This is a genomic window from uncultured Brachyspira sp. (genome assembly GCF_944388875.1).
Taxonomy (GTDB): domain Bacteria; phylum Spirochaetota; class Brachyspiria; order Brachyspirales; family Brachyspiraceae; genus Brachyspira.
The window spans coordinates 200,948-216,583 of sequence record NZ_CALXKQ010000002.1; the positions used below are offsets into that span (position 1 = coordinate 200,948).

16 protein-coding genes are annotated in these 15,636 nt (G+C 28.3%); 8 read left to right on the forward strand and 8 right to left on the reverse strand.

Annotated elements, in window-relative coordinates; translation table 11 throughout:
* Positions 1-33: 33 nt before the first annotated feature.
* Both Q0J69_RS03185 and Q0J69_RS03190 read right to left on the reverse strand, forming a co-directional pair.
* Entirely contained in the window at positions 34-1,854 is a 1,821-nt protein-coding gene (locus tag Q0J69_RS03185) for a LysM peptidoglycan-binding domain-containing protein (RefSeq protein ID WP_297204276.1), read from the reverse strand.
* Positions 1,855-1,880: 26 nt separating this feature from the next.
* Positions 1,881-2,159 (reverse strand): acylphosphatase, encoded by a 279-nt coding sequence (locus Q0J69_RS03190; RefSeq protein WP_297204278.1) that lies wholly within the window; start codon positions 2,157-2,159, stop codon positions 1,881-1,883.
* 26 nt (positions 2,160-2,185) lie between these two features.
* Here Q0J69_RS03190 and Q0J69_RS03195 point away from each other — a divergent pair, with 26 nt between their 5' ends.
* Entirely contained in the window at positions 2,186-2,860 is a 675-nt protein-coding gene (locus tag Q0J69_RS03195; protein WP_366030122.1) for a methyltransferase, read from the forward strand.
* Here Q0J69_RS03195 and Q0J69_RS03200 read toward each other — a convergent pair.
* A complete protein-coding gene (locus Q0J69_RS03200) occupies positions 2,855-3,571 on the reverse strand; it encodes a phosphatase PAP2 family protein (RefSeq protein WP_297204280.1) in 717 nt (238 codons plus the stop codon). The two genes, Q0J69_RS03195 and Q0J69_RS03200, sit on opposite strands and share 6 nt — an antisense overlap.
* A 139-nt stretch (positions 3,572-3,710) precedes the next feature.
* On the opposite strand from Q0J69_RS03200, the gene Q0J69_RS03205 reads away from it, so the two are divergent.
* From Q0J69_RS03205 to Q0J69_RS03220, 4 genes are all read left to right on the forward strand, one after another.
* The gene (locus Q0J69_RS03205) at positions 3,711-4,463 is read left to right on the forward strand and encodes a pyridoxine kinase (RefSeq protein WP_297204281.1); all 753 of its coding nucleotides are present in this window, start codon (positions 3,711-3,713) and stop codon (positions 4,461-4,463) included.
* The gene (locus Q0J69_RS03210; protein ID WP_297204282.1) at positions 4,451-5,494 is read left to right on the forward strand and encodes a hypothetical protein; all 1,044 of its coding nucleotides are present in this window, start codon (positions 4,451-4,453) and stop codon (positions 5,492-5,494) included. The genes Q0J69_RS03205 and Q0J69_RS03210 overlap by 13 nt, the downstream gene beginning before the upstream one ends.
* Positions 5,495-5,792: 298 nt before the next feature.
* Positions 5,793-8,921, forward strand: coding sequence for an efflux RND transporter permease subunit (locus Q0J69_RS03215; protein WP_297204284.1), 3,129 nt, complete (start codon positions 5,793-5,795; stop codon positions 8,919-8,921).
* Between the two features lie 221 nt (positions 8,922-9,142).
* Positions 9,143-10,120, forward strand: coding sequence for a rhodanese-like domain-containing protein (locus Q0J69_RS03220; protein ID WP_297204285.1), 978 nt, complete (start codon positions 9,143-9,145; stop codon positions 10,118-10,120).
* 51 nt (positions 10,121-10,171) lie between these two features.
* On the opposite strand, the gene Q0J69_RS03225 is transcribed toward Q0J69_RS03220, so the two are convergent.
* Positions 10,172-10,636 (reverse strand): hypothetical protein, encoded by a 465-nt coding sequence (locus tag Q0J69_RS03225; protein ID WP_297204287.1) that lies wholly within the window; start codon positions 10,634-10,636, stop codon positions 10,172-10,174.
* Positions 10,637-10,775: 139 nt separating this feature from the next.
* Here Q0J69_RS03225 and Q0J69_RS03230 point away from each other — a divergent pair, with 139 nt between their 5' ends.
* Positions 10,776-11,006 (forward strand): hypothetical protein, encoded by a 231-nt coding sequence (locus tag Q0J69_RS03230; protein ID WP_297204288.1) that lies wholly within the window; start codon positions 10,776-10,778, stop codon positions 11,004-11,006.
* A 23-nt stretch (positions 11,007-11,029) separates the two neighbouring features.
* Positions 11,030-11,443, forward strand: a complete 414-nt coding sequence (locus Q0J69_RS03235; RefSeq protein ID WP_297204289.1) for a hypothetical protein — start codon at positions 11,030-11,032, stop codon at positions 11,441-11,443.
* A 3-nt stretch (positions 11,444-11,446) separates the two neighbouring features.
* Here the strand turns inward: Q0J69_RS03235 and Q0J69_RS03240 are convergent, their stop codons facing one another.
* Together Q0J69_RS03240 and Q0J69_RS03245 are read right to left on the reverse strand one after the other, a co-directional pair.
* Positions 11,447-12,157: an LrgB family protein gene (locus Q0J69_RS03240; RefSeq protein ID WP_297204290.1), complete on the reverse strand. Its 711-nt coding sequence runs from the start codon at positions 12,155-12,157 to the stop codon at positions 11,447-11,449.
* Positions 12,154-12,519, reverse strand: a complete 366-nt coding sequence (locus tag Q0J69_RS03245; RefSeq protein ID WP_297204292.1) for a CidA/LrgA family protein — start codon at positions 12,517-12,519, stop codon at positions 12,154-12,156. The genes Q0J69_RS03240 and Q0J69_RS03245 overlap by 4 nt, the downstream gene beginning before the upstream one ends.
* Before the next feature lie 152 nt (positions 12,520-12,671).
* Here Q0J69_RS03245 and Q0J69_RS03250 point away from each other — a divergent pair, with 152 nt between their 5' ends.
* Positions 12,672-14,279 (forward strand): peptide ABC transporter substrate-binding protein, encoded by a 1,608-nt coding sequence (locus tag Q0J69_RS03250; protein ID WP_297204293.1) that lies wholly within the window; start codon positions 12,672-12,674, stop codon positions 14,277-14,279.
* A gap of 67 nt (positions 14,280-14,346) precedes the next feature.
* Here the strand turns inward: Q0J69_RS03250 and tlyC are convergent, their stop codons facing one another.
* Positions 14,347-15,177 carry a hemolysin C gene (gene tlyC, locus Q0J69_RS03255; protein WP_297204295.1) on the reverse strand — a complete coding sequence of 277 codons (831 nt, stop codon included), beginning with the start codon at positions 15,175-15,177 and terminating at the stop codon, positions 14,347-14,349.
* Positions 15,178-15,201: 24 nt separating this feature from the next.
* A complete protein-coding gene (gene ybeY, locus Q0J69_RS03260; RefSeq protein ID WP_297204296.1) occupies positions 15,202-15,636 on the reverse strand; it encodes an rRNA maturation RNase YbeY in 435 nt (144 codons plus the stop codon).

Sequence of the window (15,636 nt, forward strand, 5' to 3'; positions counted from 1 at the left end):
GAATAAAATTAGTTTTGAAACAAGTCTAATTTACTATCCTCTAGGGAGCAGCTTAGCAGGGTCTATCGCCCTTCCTTGATATGATATTTTAAAGTATAATTCGCTTTTATTTATCATTCCAGTGTCCCCTATATTGCCTATATATTCACCCTTAGAAACTACATCTCCTAATTTAACATTTGCTTTTGATAGATGAGCATAAGAAGTATTATATCCGTTTTTATGCTTCAATATTATAACAGTGCCGAATCCTCTAATATCATCTGCATATTCAACTATTCCGTCATCAGCAGCTACAACCTTATCCCCAACATCTCCTAATATATTAACGCCTCTGTTTGCAAGTTTATCAGAAGTAACACCGTATCCTGATATTATTATACCTTTATACGGCCATATAAATGAACTTTCAGGAAGAATGCTGTCATCATTAAATGAATAAGGAATCATTTTTAAAACTTGTACCTTTAATGAATTGCCCGCAAATAATTTATATTCATTGGCGTTTTTTATATTATTAAGCCTCATTAAATCTCTTAAATCCATTTTATGATTTCTAGCTATAGAATATAAAGTATCACCGCTTTTAATTTTATATGTTGATGTAACTAAAGTGCTTGTTTTTTTAGGGCTTGCATATACCTTTAAAGTATCTCCTACTTTAAGTACGTAATTATTATTTAAATTATTTATAGAATAAAGCTCAACTAAATCCATTCCTCTTGCTACGGCAATTTCACTTAAAGTATCTCCGCTTTTTACTTTATAATTTTCTATAGTTGTGTATGCAGGTTTTGATGTATTTATATTAACATTGTCATATAGTTTTAAAGTATCTCCTACTTTAAGCACATAATTATTATTTAGGTTGTTTAATTCAAGAAGTTCTTTCAATGACATTGAATTTTTTAATGCTATCTCTCCAAGTGTATCTCCGTTTTTTACTTTGTAAGTTTTTATAGTTTTGCTTGAAGAATTGGAGTTATTATTTTTAGCATATATTTTTAATTTTTCTCCTGATCTTAATTTGTATTTTAAAGGGTCTTCAATATTATTAATTTTCAAAAAATCATTAACATTCATATCATTTTCAAAAGCTATGCCGTACAAAGTATCGCCTGTTTTTACTGTATAATATTCTATCTCTTTTGAATCGCTGTATGTTCTATTTTCAGAAGAAGAAGTATTATCCTTTTTTGATCCTGCAACATACATTGTTTTTCCTACATATAATTTATAGGTATTAGGATCATCAATATTATTAATTTTTAAGAATTCGCTTGCTGTCATGCCATGTGCAAAAGCTATGCCGTATAGAGTATCTCCGCTTTTTACTTTATATGTATCATAAGATTTTTTTTCATTATCATTATTTATATTTGATATATTATTGTTATTTGCTGATGTTTTATCATTATTAGCTACTTTTAAAATCGCTCCTACTCTTAGATTATATTCACTTGAGTTTTTTATATTGTTTATAGCCAAGAATTCATTTGCAGTCATACCATGTGCAAAAGCTATGCCGTATAGAGTATCTCCATTTTTTACTTTATAATCTTTATAGGATTTAGATTCTTCTCCTTTTAATCCGTACATTTTATTTTCAGAATCATATACTAATTTATATCCAGCTTCTTTTACTTTTAAAGTTTCTCCTATTTTTAGATTATATTTATCAGGATCATCAATATTATTTAGTTTTAGGAATTCGCTTGCACTCATATCATGTGAGAATGCTATGCCGTATAAAGTATCGCCGTTTTTTACTTTATAATCTATATAATTAGCCCCAAAATTAACAGAGGCAAATGTACATCCTATAATGGATGCATATTTAAGAATGTTTTTCATAATTATTACAGTTCAAATAAAGGCATCTAATTAGCTATTTCAAAAACTACATCTACAAGAGGATCAACAGGCGTAACAGTAACTACAGATTCTTTAACACTAGCCATTTGAGGACCTTTCTGTATTTTTTCAATAAATTCCTCAATCTCGGTTTTTGTTTCTAGGTATCCTATAACCTCCACAGAACCGTCATAGTTATTCCATACCTTTCCGCCTATTTTCATTTCATCGCCTACTTGTTTTGCATAGTATCTAAAGCCTACGCCCTGAACTCTTCCTTTTAATATTATATCTACTTTAAACATGTATTAATTATCGGAAAGAGGTTTTATTGAATTTATATGCCCATATCAAAAAATCAAAAATTGACAATTTGCAAAAACACTTATATCATATAAGCATGATTATAGATGTTTCAATTAATAATATTGATTTAAAATTAAATACTAATGATAAACTTTTTTCTCCTAGAAATGCAGATATGGGAACATTGTCTATGCTTGAAGAAATAGATTTTACTTCAGAAAGCAAGGTTTTAGATTTAGGATGCGGCTATGGAATTGTTGGTATATATGCCTCTAAAATTATAGGAGATAATAATGTCGTTATGTGTGATATAGATGATAATGCTGTTAATACTGCAAGGAATAATGCTGTTTTAAATGATGAGGCAAATATAGAAGTTTTAAAAAGCGATGGTTTAAAAAATATATATTATAATGATTTTTCTATTATACTATCTAATCCTCCTTATCATGCAGATTTTTCTGTTCCTAAACATTTTATAGAAGCAGGATTTTATAAACTTATACTTAACGGCAGATTTGTAATGGTAACTAAGCGTCTGGATTGGTATAAAAATAAATTAACTTCGATTTTTGGAGGAGTTAAAATAATAAATAAGAATGGATACTATGTATTTATATCTGAAAAACGTAATAGTATTCCTTCAAATAAGATTAAACATAGATTAAAAAAAGAAATTAAGATGAATAAGAAATTATAAATGTCCGAATATAGGAAGTCCTGTTATATGAAAAAATGCTAAATTTGATAGAAATCCTATTATAGTTCCGAATATTATACCGCATATCACATCAAGCGGATAGTGAAGTCCTACGTACACCCTGCTGAAAGCTATTAAAGATGCTATAGGATAGAATAGCAGAGCAGATCCGACACTGTAGCTTCCCATACAAAAAGATACAGCAAATGCAACCATAGTATGCCCTGATGGGAAAGAATGTTTATCAGGAGGGTACATTATTGGTATTTTGTCATGCTTTTTGTACGGACGTGTTCTGCTGAAAAAACTTTTTATATATAAAAATAGAAAAATACATATAAATATAGCTGAAATTGCCCTTGAAAAATATAAAACTGCATAATCTATTCTAAACATATAAAATATCAAATAAAGCATAGCCCATACATAGCCGTCTCCCATTCTGCTCATAAATTTCATAAAGCTTTTTACAGGTCCTCTTCTATTATCTTTAAATATTTTTAGAAATAGTTTGTCATCTATTTTTGACATGAACTTTATTAATGGAATGCTGTTTATATAGTTGATTCTTTTTTGCTTTCTTTTTCTTTTGATGATTTTCTTTATTTTTTTTCTTCTTCTCTTCTTTATTTTTTTTCTATGTTTATTAGTTTTAATCTCTTCATATTCATCATTTTCATCATTATTAAGATTATATTTTTCATTATCCATATAAGAAATCTCATCAATGTAATTTATAATAAAATATCATAAAATTTAAATAAATCAACTAGTAAAATTTTTAAAATATTTAGTGATTTTTCTTAATTTTCCGAAGATAATACAAAATATTATTTTAGGATATTATAAAGTGCTTTTTGGAAATGATGCTTATGAGCAATTTTTAATACATCTGCAGGAAAAAATAAATTTTGAGTTTTTATCTCATATTCCGGGTTTTGATGATGATGCAGAAAGTCAGAGGCAGTCTATAATAAGATTAATAAAAAGTCTTAATAAAAATGAGGCTTTTTTAGATTATATATCCTATACATATACCATATTAGAAAATGATATTATAAATCAGCTCATTTCTATATCATGGATTAAGCCTAATGGAATAGAAGAAAGAATAATCAGTGATGACAAATTCGGACTTTCAAATGATGAGTTAGTTAATTACATATCTGTACTATTGATACTTAGAGATATAATGCATACAAGCTATATAGCATCTCTTCCAATATTCAATGAATACAAATATGACCAGAAAGAATTTTATGATAAAGCAAAAGATATGATAAATAATTCCGTAGAAAATATTTCTACATTGGAGCATATAAATCCAATATTCATAGCAATAGCTGCTAAGAGTGTACTGCCTTATTCTGTAACAAATGATGAGCTTTCAAGTTCATCTAAATTAATAGCAGTACTTTTTAATCTTTCTAGGATAATGGCATCATATCCGTATACAGATAAAATAATAGAAAATACTCAGCCTATATTTTTAAGTGCTGTGTATAATTTGGTTAATAATGCATCATTTTTAGGTTTGGATTATAAGATGATTAGGGTGATATATGATAAAGCGAAAACAGGAGAAATAAAGTGGAGAAACTAGCTAAATACAATATTACTTTCATAGTATCTGCGGTATCATCTTTAACTATAATATCAATGTGTGCTTATATGATAGTTAATGTAAATACTGCGGTTATGAGAATATTGATGTTTGTGGAATTTTTATGTTCTTTCTATTTTGTTTCTGTATTTTTTTATAAAATGAAAAAGTACTCAAGAACTGAGATGTTTTTTTATCTTACAGTTTATTTGATTCCTTTTATACTTTCAATATTAGGACTTTTTTATATAACTAACTTTTTTTCTTTAAATAGAGTATTTTTAAGAGAGAACTTAATATCTTCTTTTCTTACAAGAGGATATCATGTATTATTTATATTTTATATATCTCATATAATATATTTCTTTTATTTATTTTCTGTAGAGAATAAAAATACTTTTTATTCTTTGATAACATCTTATTATATTATAGTTGTATCTATTCTTATGGCTGTAATATTTGTTGTGCTTTATGCCATAATTAACTGGGTTTTTGACAATAAAATAGTTACATCTTATGCTGATAAGAAAAATGATATAATATATGAAGCTGAAATGGCTTTCTCAAAAGAGGGAAATATTGATGAATTAGAATATGAAGGATTTGCTAAGAGCTATAATATGGCTATACTTTATTATGATAATGAGCTTAAATACAGAAGCGATGATTGGGAAGATTTTGAGAGCAGACATTTACTATTTGAAACGGCTATTATGCAGGGAAACGGATTTTTCTTTATAGGAAGCGGAAAGGAATTTACTTATCCTTACTATATGTTTATAATTATATATGTGATAGTTAATTCATTAATATTAACATGCTCTATACTTTTCTTTAGATTTTTCTTAAATAAGAAGTTCGATAATTATTTAAATATTATGATAAAAGGATTTAAAGAAGACAGCTATATATATGCTATAGACACTGATAATATGGATGATACGGAAATAAAAAGATTGGCTGAATTATACAATAAAAAACTATTAGCTTATAAATATAGAGAAAGATTTATCAAATTATTCACCAGATAAAATAATAAAAAGCTCTGCATTATTTATTAGACTTATCTTTACAAGATTACTTATAAACATTATATAAATGTAATGTTTTATATGTTGTATAACTCTTTAAATTTTTATTTATTATTTATGCCTATATTTTATTATATTTCTTAATATTAAAGCAATTTATTATAATAATTATATTTGCCTTTATGAAAATTTAAAACTTTTTTTACATATTATTCGTCTAACATGATATAATATATAATTAGCTTTCATTTTTAATATTATATATTATAAAAATTAATAATTATAAGAAAATATATTTATGAATAAAATAATAGAAACAGTAGTAAAAAGACCAGTAACTGTACTCATGGTGATAGTTTCAATATTGATATTGGGGCTTATAAGTTTATCAAGGCTTTCAATAGATTTCATGCCTAGTATGCAGGTTCCTTATATAAGCATAAATACAAGATACAAAAATGCAGGACCTGAAGAGATAGAGAAGTCTGTTACAAAGATTATAGAAGGTGCTGTTGCTACGGTAAATAATATAAAAAATATTACATCAACATCTAGGGAAGATTCTTCAAATGTATTAATAGAATTTAATTGGGGTGTAGATTTAACAGAGGCAACAGAGGATATTAGGGAGGCTTTAGAGCAGGTTGCGGATTCTCTTCCTGATAATGCTGATAAGCCAGTTATAAGAAAATTTGATATGGATGATACTTCATTAATGGAAGTTGCCATTTATGGTATAGATGATCAAGCCACATTATACAATATAGCCGACAATCAAATAGCTCCCCAGATAAAGCAGGCTAAAGGAGTAGCACAGGCTGAAGTTTTGGGCGGATTAAAAACTCAGATAAAAATAGATGTTAATCTTAATAGATTAAAGGCATATAATATTGATATTAATGATATAGCTTCTGCTCTTTCACGTGATAATAATAATCTTGTAGGAGGGCAGGCAGATCAGGGTTTTTATAAATATACAATAAGAACTATGGGAGAGATAACAAGTATTGATGATATAAAAAATACTGCTATTACTTTAAAAACTGACGGGGATATAAGCACAATAGTAAAAGTTCAGGATTTAGCTGAAGTTTATGAGGGATATGATGATGATGTTAATATTATAAGAGTAAACGGAGAGAATTCTATATCAATAGCTGTAAGTAAAGAATCAGGGGCAAATACGGTTGAAGTATCAAGGAATGTTATAAACCAGTTAGAAGAATATAATTTTCCAAATGGTGTAAAATATCAGATAATGTTTAATACAGCTGACAGTATAAATGAAGCTATAATCGGAGTACTTGATGCTGCTTGGCAGGGAGGGCTTTTTGCGGTAATAGTTCTTATGCTTTATATGTGGAATATAAGAACGGTGTCAATAATAGCTATATCAATACCGCTTTCTATAATAGTAACTTTTACATTAATGTATTTTATGAAAATAACTTTGAATGTTATATCTCTTTCTGGATTAGTTCTTGGAATAGGAATGATGGTTGATAATTCTATTGTAGTGCTTGAAAATATATTTTATTATAGAAATAACGGATACGGTAAATATTCATCTGCTATTAACGGAACTTCAAAAGTAGCCCTTGCAATTTCTGCTTCTACTTTTACAACTATAGCTGTATTTCTTCCTTTCCTTTATATTGAAGGAATGACAAGTCAAATGTTTAGGGATTTATGTATTACTGTTACAATATCAATGATTGCTTCTTTGCTTGTTGCTCTTTTAATAGTTCCTATGTTTGGTGCAAGACTTATTACAAATAAGAGATTAAAACTTTTAGGTAAGTTGGAAATTTTAACTAATAAATATATACATAATAATATAAATGCTGTATACTCAAAACTTTTATCATTTTCAATTAAAAGGAAAAAAACTGTATTAATACCGTCTATGATATTGGTATTTTCTATTATATTAATAGGATTAAAGTTTATAGGTAAAGAGGGTTTTCCAAGAACTGATGAAGGGCAGTTTATGGTTCAGGTAACTATGCCTATAGGTACAAAATATGAACAAACTGAATCATTTGTAAGCCTAATGGAGAATGATATAAGAGAGATTATAAAAGATGATTTGCAAAAGATTCAGTCAAGAATAAGAAAAGGAAGCGAGGCTAATAGTGCTAATATAAGAATACAATTAAAAGGAAAAAATGCAGGCAGAGTTGGAGATATAGAAGATTATGTTGAAAGAGCTAGAGAAAAGCTGCAGTTATATCCTGCTAAAATTAATGTAAGGCTTTTAGGTTCTATGTCAAGTTCAAGCGGAGGGGAAGCTATAAGGATTGAGATTCTCGGAGATGATATTGTACAGGCGGAGGAGCTTGGAAATAGAATAGTTTCAGCCATATCCAATATAGAAGGTATAAGGGGGGCTATGGTTGATATAGATGAATCTAACAGAGAGCTGCAGGTTTATGTTAATAGAGATATTGCTTCAAAAATGGGACTTAAAGTTAATGATGTTGCAAAAATAATAAATACTAGTTTTGCAGGAAAAACAGCTACTACAATTACACCTGAAAATTCTGATTATACTGATATAGATGTTAATGTTCAATTAGAAAATATAGAAAGAGTTACCATAGAGGATGTAGAAAAGATAAGCATACCAGTAAAAGGAGTATTAATACCATTATCATCAATAGCTGATATAGTAAAAAGTTACGGACCAAATAGAATAGAAAGAAAGGACAGAAAAAGGTTTACAGTTGTAATAGCAAGCACATACGGAAGAGCTTTAAATGAAATAATAGCAGATGTGAAAGAGAGCATACAAAAAAATGTTTTTGTCCCAAACGGACTTATTATTAATTACAGCGGCGATTTTGAAGAGATGAATGAAGCTTTTATGCAGCTGATACAGGCATTGGTTTTGGCATTAGTTTTAGTTTATGCAATAATGGCTAGTCAGTTTGAATCATTGATTGCCCCTTTCGTTATAGCTTTTGCTATACCTTTTGGTTTTGCAGGATCTCTTATTGCATTATTAATTACTAACACTACATTGAGTGCCTATAGTGCTATAGGATGTATTGTTTTGATAGGCATTGTAGTTAATAATGGAATAGTTTTAATTGATTATATGAATCAGCTTATGCATGAAAAACATATAAACGGAAATGAAGCTGCTGTTATTGCAGGAACAAGAAGATTAAGACCTGTTCTTATGACAACTCTTACAACTATATTAGGTATACTTCCTATGGCTCTTGGTATAGGAAGCGGAAATGAAATGTACAAGCCTCTTGCTACAGCACTTCTTGGAGGACTTTCTGTTTCAACTATGTTTACATTGATAATAGTACCTACTATTTACGCAGCAATAAGAAATAGAATACCTCTTAAGGATTATGATAAAAAAGATAAAGACAGCGAAAATGATTTTGCTTTAAATGCTAATAATATGTGAAATGTTTTTTATTAAATAAAAAAGGTTTTAATGAAGGTGTAGAAAAAGGAAAGTTTGAACAGCAAAAAGTTTAAAAACATCTTGCATTATTTAGAGTTTATAAGCAAAAATATATAAATTATAAAAATTAATTATATAACATTTAACTATTAATCATTGACGAATATAACTAATTATAATATAATACTCCAATATACAAATATTTTTTGGGAGAAAACATAATGAAAAAATTATCTTTAATTTTTGTATTATCTTTAATTTTTATATTTTCATGCGGCAAAACAGAAACTTCATCCGCTCCGACTGAAACATCTTCTCAAACAGCAGCTCCAGTAGAAAAGAATAGAGTATATGTAAATGCTGATTGGGTAAAAAGTGTCATAGACGGAAATCAGGCTCAGTCATCAAATTATGTAATTTTAGAAGCATCTTGGGGAGAGGCAAGTGCTGATTATAAAAAAGCTCATATACCTGGTGCCTTGCATATAAATACTGATTTGATAGAAGAACCTAATTATTGGAATGTAAGAACTCCAGCAGAGATAGAACAGGTTATGAAAGATTTTGGGATATCAAAAGATACTGCTGTTATAGTATACGGAGAGCCTTCTCCTGCAGCAAGAGTTGCTACTACTCTTCTTTGGGCTGGTGTTGATGAGGTTCATGTATTAGATGGTAATTTAAAAGCATGGACGGATATGGGATATGCTACTTCAAGCAATACTGAAAAAGCTCAGCCTATAGATAATGTAGGAGTTACTGTTCCAGCACATCCTGAATATATTATATCATTGCCTGAAGAGATTATAGAAAAACAGAAAGACCCTAATTTTAAACTTGTAAGTATAAGAAGCTGGGATGAGTTTACTGGAAAAGTAAGCGGTTATAGTTATATTGAAAGAGTAGGAGAACCTAAAGGTGCTGTATGGGGAAAAGATGAATTTGATTATGTTGATGATAATGGAAAAATTATTAGTATAGAAGAAGCACAAAATATATGGAATGAATGGGGGGTAACAAAAGATAATGAAATATCTTTCTATTGCGGAACAGGCTGGAGAGCTGCTATACCGTTTTTAATAGCTTATCAGGAAGGATGGACTAATGTAACTTTATTTGACGGCGGATGGTATGTATGGCAGATGAATCCTGAACTTCCTATTCAATTAGGAGATCCTAGAGAAAATACAAATAATTAATTTTTTTAAGCGGGCAGCATATTTTTTACTGTCCGCTTATTATTATAAAATTTATGTATTTGAACTTATCTTTTTTATTAAAAAATAAATACATGTTTTTATAAACTCTATCATATAAACTATAAAAAATATTAAAGACATATAATAATATGATAATAATGTAGCTGCAGAGAATAATTTTATAAATATCATTAATAATATTCCAAGTAAAAATAATGAAATATTTAATATATATAAATATCTGCTTGTATAAATTTTACCATTATTAAATCTTCTGCTGCTGTATACCATTCTAAAAAACATCAGTATAGAGAATATCACTATTATTAGAACTATAAATAAAGCTATATTCATAATATTTTCCATGTTATGCATACTGTTTAATTTATTATTAGTATATACAAAATGCCTCATTACCCCCATTTTTTTCTTTGATAATATATGCAAAGTAAATGCCAATATCATAAATAGAACTTGTATAACTGATGCTGATGAAAATAATATTTTTTTAACCATTTTTACACTCTGCTAATTATTTTTTATTAATTATCGCAAATTAATTTATATTTTTTATCAAAAGTAATCTATTGACTTATTTGCTTTTTTTAATATACTAAAAATTATATAGAAAAAACTAAAAAAGAGATTATTTTTTATGAAAAAATACTTATTAATACTGCCTTTTATACTTTTAGTTTTATTTTCTGAGCAGGAGTGCAAAGGACCTGATGGGGATAGCAAACCAACTCCTTTTAGAAAAGAGAATACTGTTATAAATATTGGATATACTTACGAAATAGATGCAGAAGGTATATTTTATAGTTTCATACTATTTTCTAGTATTGTTTTGCCATGTTTGTATATCATAAATAAAAAAATAGATTAAGATAATTTTATGGAGATTAATTTATGATAGATAAAGAAGATTTATTCGATGTTGAAGAGGCAAATATATCGGAGGATGATTGGAAACTGTATAAGGTATTTAAGCCTATGAATGTTTTTGGACAAAAATTAGAATCATTATTTGATATAGGTGTGCATAAAGTTTTGAAACTTGATGATATAATTGATAATTTAAAAGAACATGTTGCAACATTGTCTGATTCAAAGGAATCTTTAAAAAATGCATACGGCGATTTCATGTTTAAAGATGTAGATGATGATTGGTATAATTCTATAGATATATATAAAGTTTTAATAAAAGTTAATGAAGATTCTAGTATAGAGTCTGTTATAGAATGCGGGGATGAGGATACCGCATTTAATGTATATTTTAGAAATAATGATATAGTTAATATTATGGAATCTGATATAAGATAATATTTAAGCCCATATCATTAAAAGCAGTTTATAAAGAATAGGAAGAAGTACAACTGTTAATGCTCCTGCCACTCCTATGGCAAGTCCAGACATAGCTCCTTCTGTTTCACCAAGTTCTATAGCCTTGCTTGTACCTACAGCATGGGAAGAAGTTCCTATAGCAAGTCCTATAGCAAGAGGAGATTTTATTCTAAATATCCTGCATACAAATGGGGCAATTATAGCTCCAACAACCCCTGATATTATAACCGATAAAACAGTTATTGATTTCATTCCTCCTATGTTTGCAGTTATATCCACAGCTATTGCCGTAGTAACAGATTTTGTTAGCAGCGAAGGAAATAATGCTTCAGATATTCCCATAAGTTTAGCGGATATGAATATTCCAGTTATTCCTATTGAGCTTCCTATTGCTATGCTTATTAATATAACAGCGAGATTAGCTTTGAGTATAGGAAGGTTTCTATATATAGGAAGAGCCAAGACAACTGTTGCTGGTCCTACCATAGCATTTATGAATTTTCCTCCGCTTTCATTATAAACGCTATAAGGAACCTGCATAAAGTACAGAGAAAATCCAACCAATATTACACTGGTTACTAATGGAGTTAAAACTGGGAATTTTGTTTTTATATAAATAATATACGATATAATATAGGCTATTAAAGTTATTACTATTGGTATTATAGGGTTTTGAATAAATAATTCTTTCATTTTGATTTCCTTAATTTTGAAAATACTTTTTCAAAAAATTGTGCTGATAAGCCAGTAGAAGCCATTATTACTACTACCATAAATACGCATATAATTACAAAAGGTATAATTTCATCTTTAACATATTTATATTCATCCATTATAGCTAATGTACCAGGTATGAAAAGTAATGACATATTATTTATTAATATATCGCTTGCCTCATCTATATGATGCTCTTTTATTATTCCAGTTAAAAGAAGTATAAACAGAAGTATCATTCCTATAACATTTCCCGGTATAGGCAGTTTTAATGATTTGCTTAATATATCAGCTATTGAGTACACAGAAAATATAACTGTAAACTGTTTTATTAGCTTCATTTTAGTATCCATCCATAATTTTTTTGCTATAGATTATATATATTTATTATACGTTTTTCAATAGCATAATTATGATAAAAATATTATTTTATTGCATTATATTTACTATTGTAGTATTATGATAACTAATAATATTTAAGAGGTTTTTTACTATGATTAGAAAAATTTTATTAATTGTAAGTGCTTTAATTTATATTTTTTTGATTTCATGCTCTTCAAATAATAAAGAACGTACTTCAAAAGAATTATTTATTAATGCAGGCGAAGAGCCTAAAACTATAGACCCTACTATTTCAGGAAATGATTTTGTATATCCTAGGCATGTATTTGAAACTTTAATCATTAAAGGCAAAGACGGAAGCCTTCAGGGAGGAGCTGCAGAAAGCTGGGATATATCTGCAGACGGACTTACATATACATTTCATTTAAGAGCAAATGCAAAATGGTCTGACGGTCAAAATGTAACAGCAAATGATTTTGTTTATGCTCTTCAAAGGGCTTCAAATCCTGAAAGCGGTGCTGAATATACTTCATTTTTAGAATATGTAAAAAATGCATCAAAAATAATGTCTGGAGAACTTCCTTTAGAACAGCTTGGGGTTAAGGCTATTGATGATGCTTCATTAGAGATTACTTTGGAGGCACCTACTGGATATTTTTTAGATATTTTAACTTACCCTATATTTGCTCCTGTAAGAAAAGATATAATAGAAAAATATGGGGATGAATGGTCTTTAAATCCTGAAAGCTATATAGGAAACGGAGCTTTTATTATGACAGAGAGAAATCCTGATGAAAAAATAGTTATGATAAAAAATACTAACTATTGGAATAAAGACAGTATAATTCCAGAAAAGATTACATTTGTTATGATGAAGGATCCTACTTTAGCACTTGCAGGCATTAAGGATGGTTCTTTAGATTTTTCTGTATATATTGTAGAGCAGGATTTGAATAAATTGAAAGCTGAAGGAATAGTTTATATTGCTCCTTATTTTTCTACAGCTGCTTTTGGAATTAATGCTGCTGATGAAGTTCTAAAAGATGTTAGAATAAGAAAGGCATTATCTTTAGCAATAGACAGAAACTATATAGTAGAAAATGTTGTTCCTACTGCTAAATCTCCTACAAGTGCTTGGGTTTCAGTTGGGGCTTATGATGTAGAAGGAGATTTCAGAGAGAATGGAGGAGAGTATATAGATTTATCAAAAGAGGCTTATTCAAATAATGTTGAGATGGCAAAGCAATTGATGGCAGAGGCTGGATACACAAATGGAGAGGGTTTTCCTGTATTAGAATATAAAACTACTGCTGATTTAGTTTATATACAAGTGGCAGAGGCTATTCAGCAGATGTGGAAATCAAATTTAGGAGTGGATTTGAAAATATCATCTATGGAATGGGCAGCATACCAACAGATGAGAAGCGAAAAAAATTATCAGCTTATAAGAACATTATGGATTGGAGATTACAGCGATCCTATGACTTTTTTAGAAAATTATTTAAGCTACAGATCTCAAAACTCTTCAGGCTACAGCAATGCTATGTTTGATAAATATATTGAAACAGCTAGAAATACATCTGATCAGAATGTTAGAATGAAAGCAATGCATGAAGCAGAAAAATTATTAATAGCTGAGGATAATCTGCTTATACCTATATATAATCCTTCAAATCCTATATTAGTAAGTAAAAGATTAAAAGATTATGTATTAACTCCGTTGCTTGAATATCAATTTCATTATGCTTATTTAGAGTAATAAATAATAAAGCCTCGCCTATAAACAGACGGGGCTTTTTTATCTTATTAAAGTTATTAAAGATTAATTATTTTTCATCTTCATTATTATTTTTACTATTTTCTTCTTTATTTTTGTCTTTTTTTAATTTTTCTATTCTTATTTTTGTTACTATATTTCCGCTTTTTCCAACAACAGTGAATGAATAATCTTTATATTCTATAGCCTCATTTCTTTTTGGAAGTCTTCCTAAATAAGAGAATAAAAATCCCCCTACAGTGTCTGCCTCATCATCAGGTATTGGAGGAAGTATCTCATATTTATTAAAATCTTCTATTCTTGCTCTTGCATCTACAAGATAGCTGCCGTCATCATTGCTTTTTACCTCTTCATCTTCCTCATCGTATTCATCTCTTATATCTCCTATAATCTGCTCTAAAACATCTTCCATAGATACTATTCCAGAAAAACCGCCGTATTCATCTACTACCATAGCTATATGTATTTGTTTCTCTCTGAAATTTTTTAATAATTCCATTAATGATATTGATATTGGAACAAACAATGGTTTATGAAGCATCTTTTTTAAGCTAAAAGTTTTCTCATCAGTTTCTACCAAATCTTTAACATATAATACCCCAACTATATCATCTATGCCGTCTTTATACACAGGTATTCTTGAGTTTCTCTCCTTATTAAAAGCCTTTATAACTTTATCATAAGAAGATTCTATAGATATCATGCATACATCCACTCTAGGAACCATAATCTCTCTTACATTCTTTGATTTTAATGCTATTGTGTTAGTTATAATTTCTCTTTCTGCTTCGCTTAATGTTGATAGATTTATATAGCTGCTTTCTTCTTCTTCATCCTCTTTTTTCTTCATTATTTTAGATATTAATTTTTTTATAGGCATTTTTTACATCCTTGTTTAATTACTTTATTGATTCTTTTTTTTCTCTAACTTTATATATTTTATGACTTCATAATATAATTCTTTCATTTTTTGATTGTTTTCCATTAATGATTTTTTACTATAATTATGATGTATGCCCTTTAAGTGCAGTATAGAATGAATAATAAGTTTTAATATAGTTTTTTTTATTTTTTCTTCTTTGTACCTTTCTTTTACCCATTCATAAGAAATAACTATATCACCGCCTTCATTAATATCTCCCATAGGAAATGTTAATACATCAGTAGCTTTATTTTTATTCCTAAATTTATTATTAAGCATTTTTATGTATTCATTATCGCAAAAGAGCAGATTTATATCTCCGTCAATTCCTGCAGTCTTTGATGAACAGTACAGAAAATATTTATAATATTTTAAATTTATATCATAATCAGTTTCATTAAAAATATTAACTTTCAT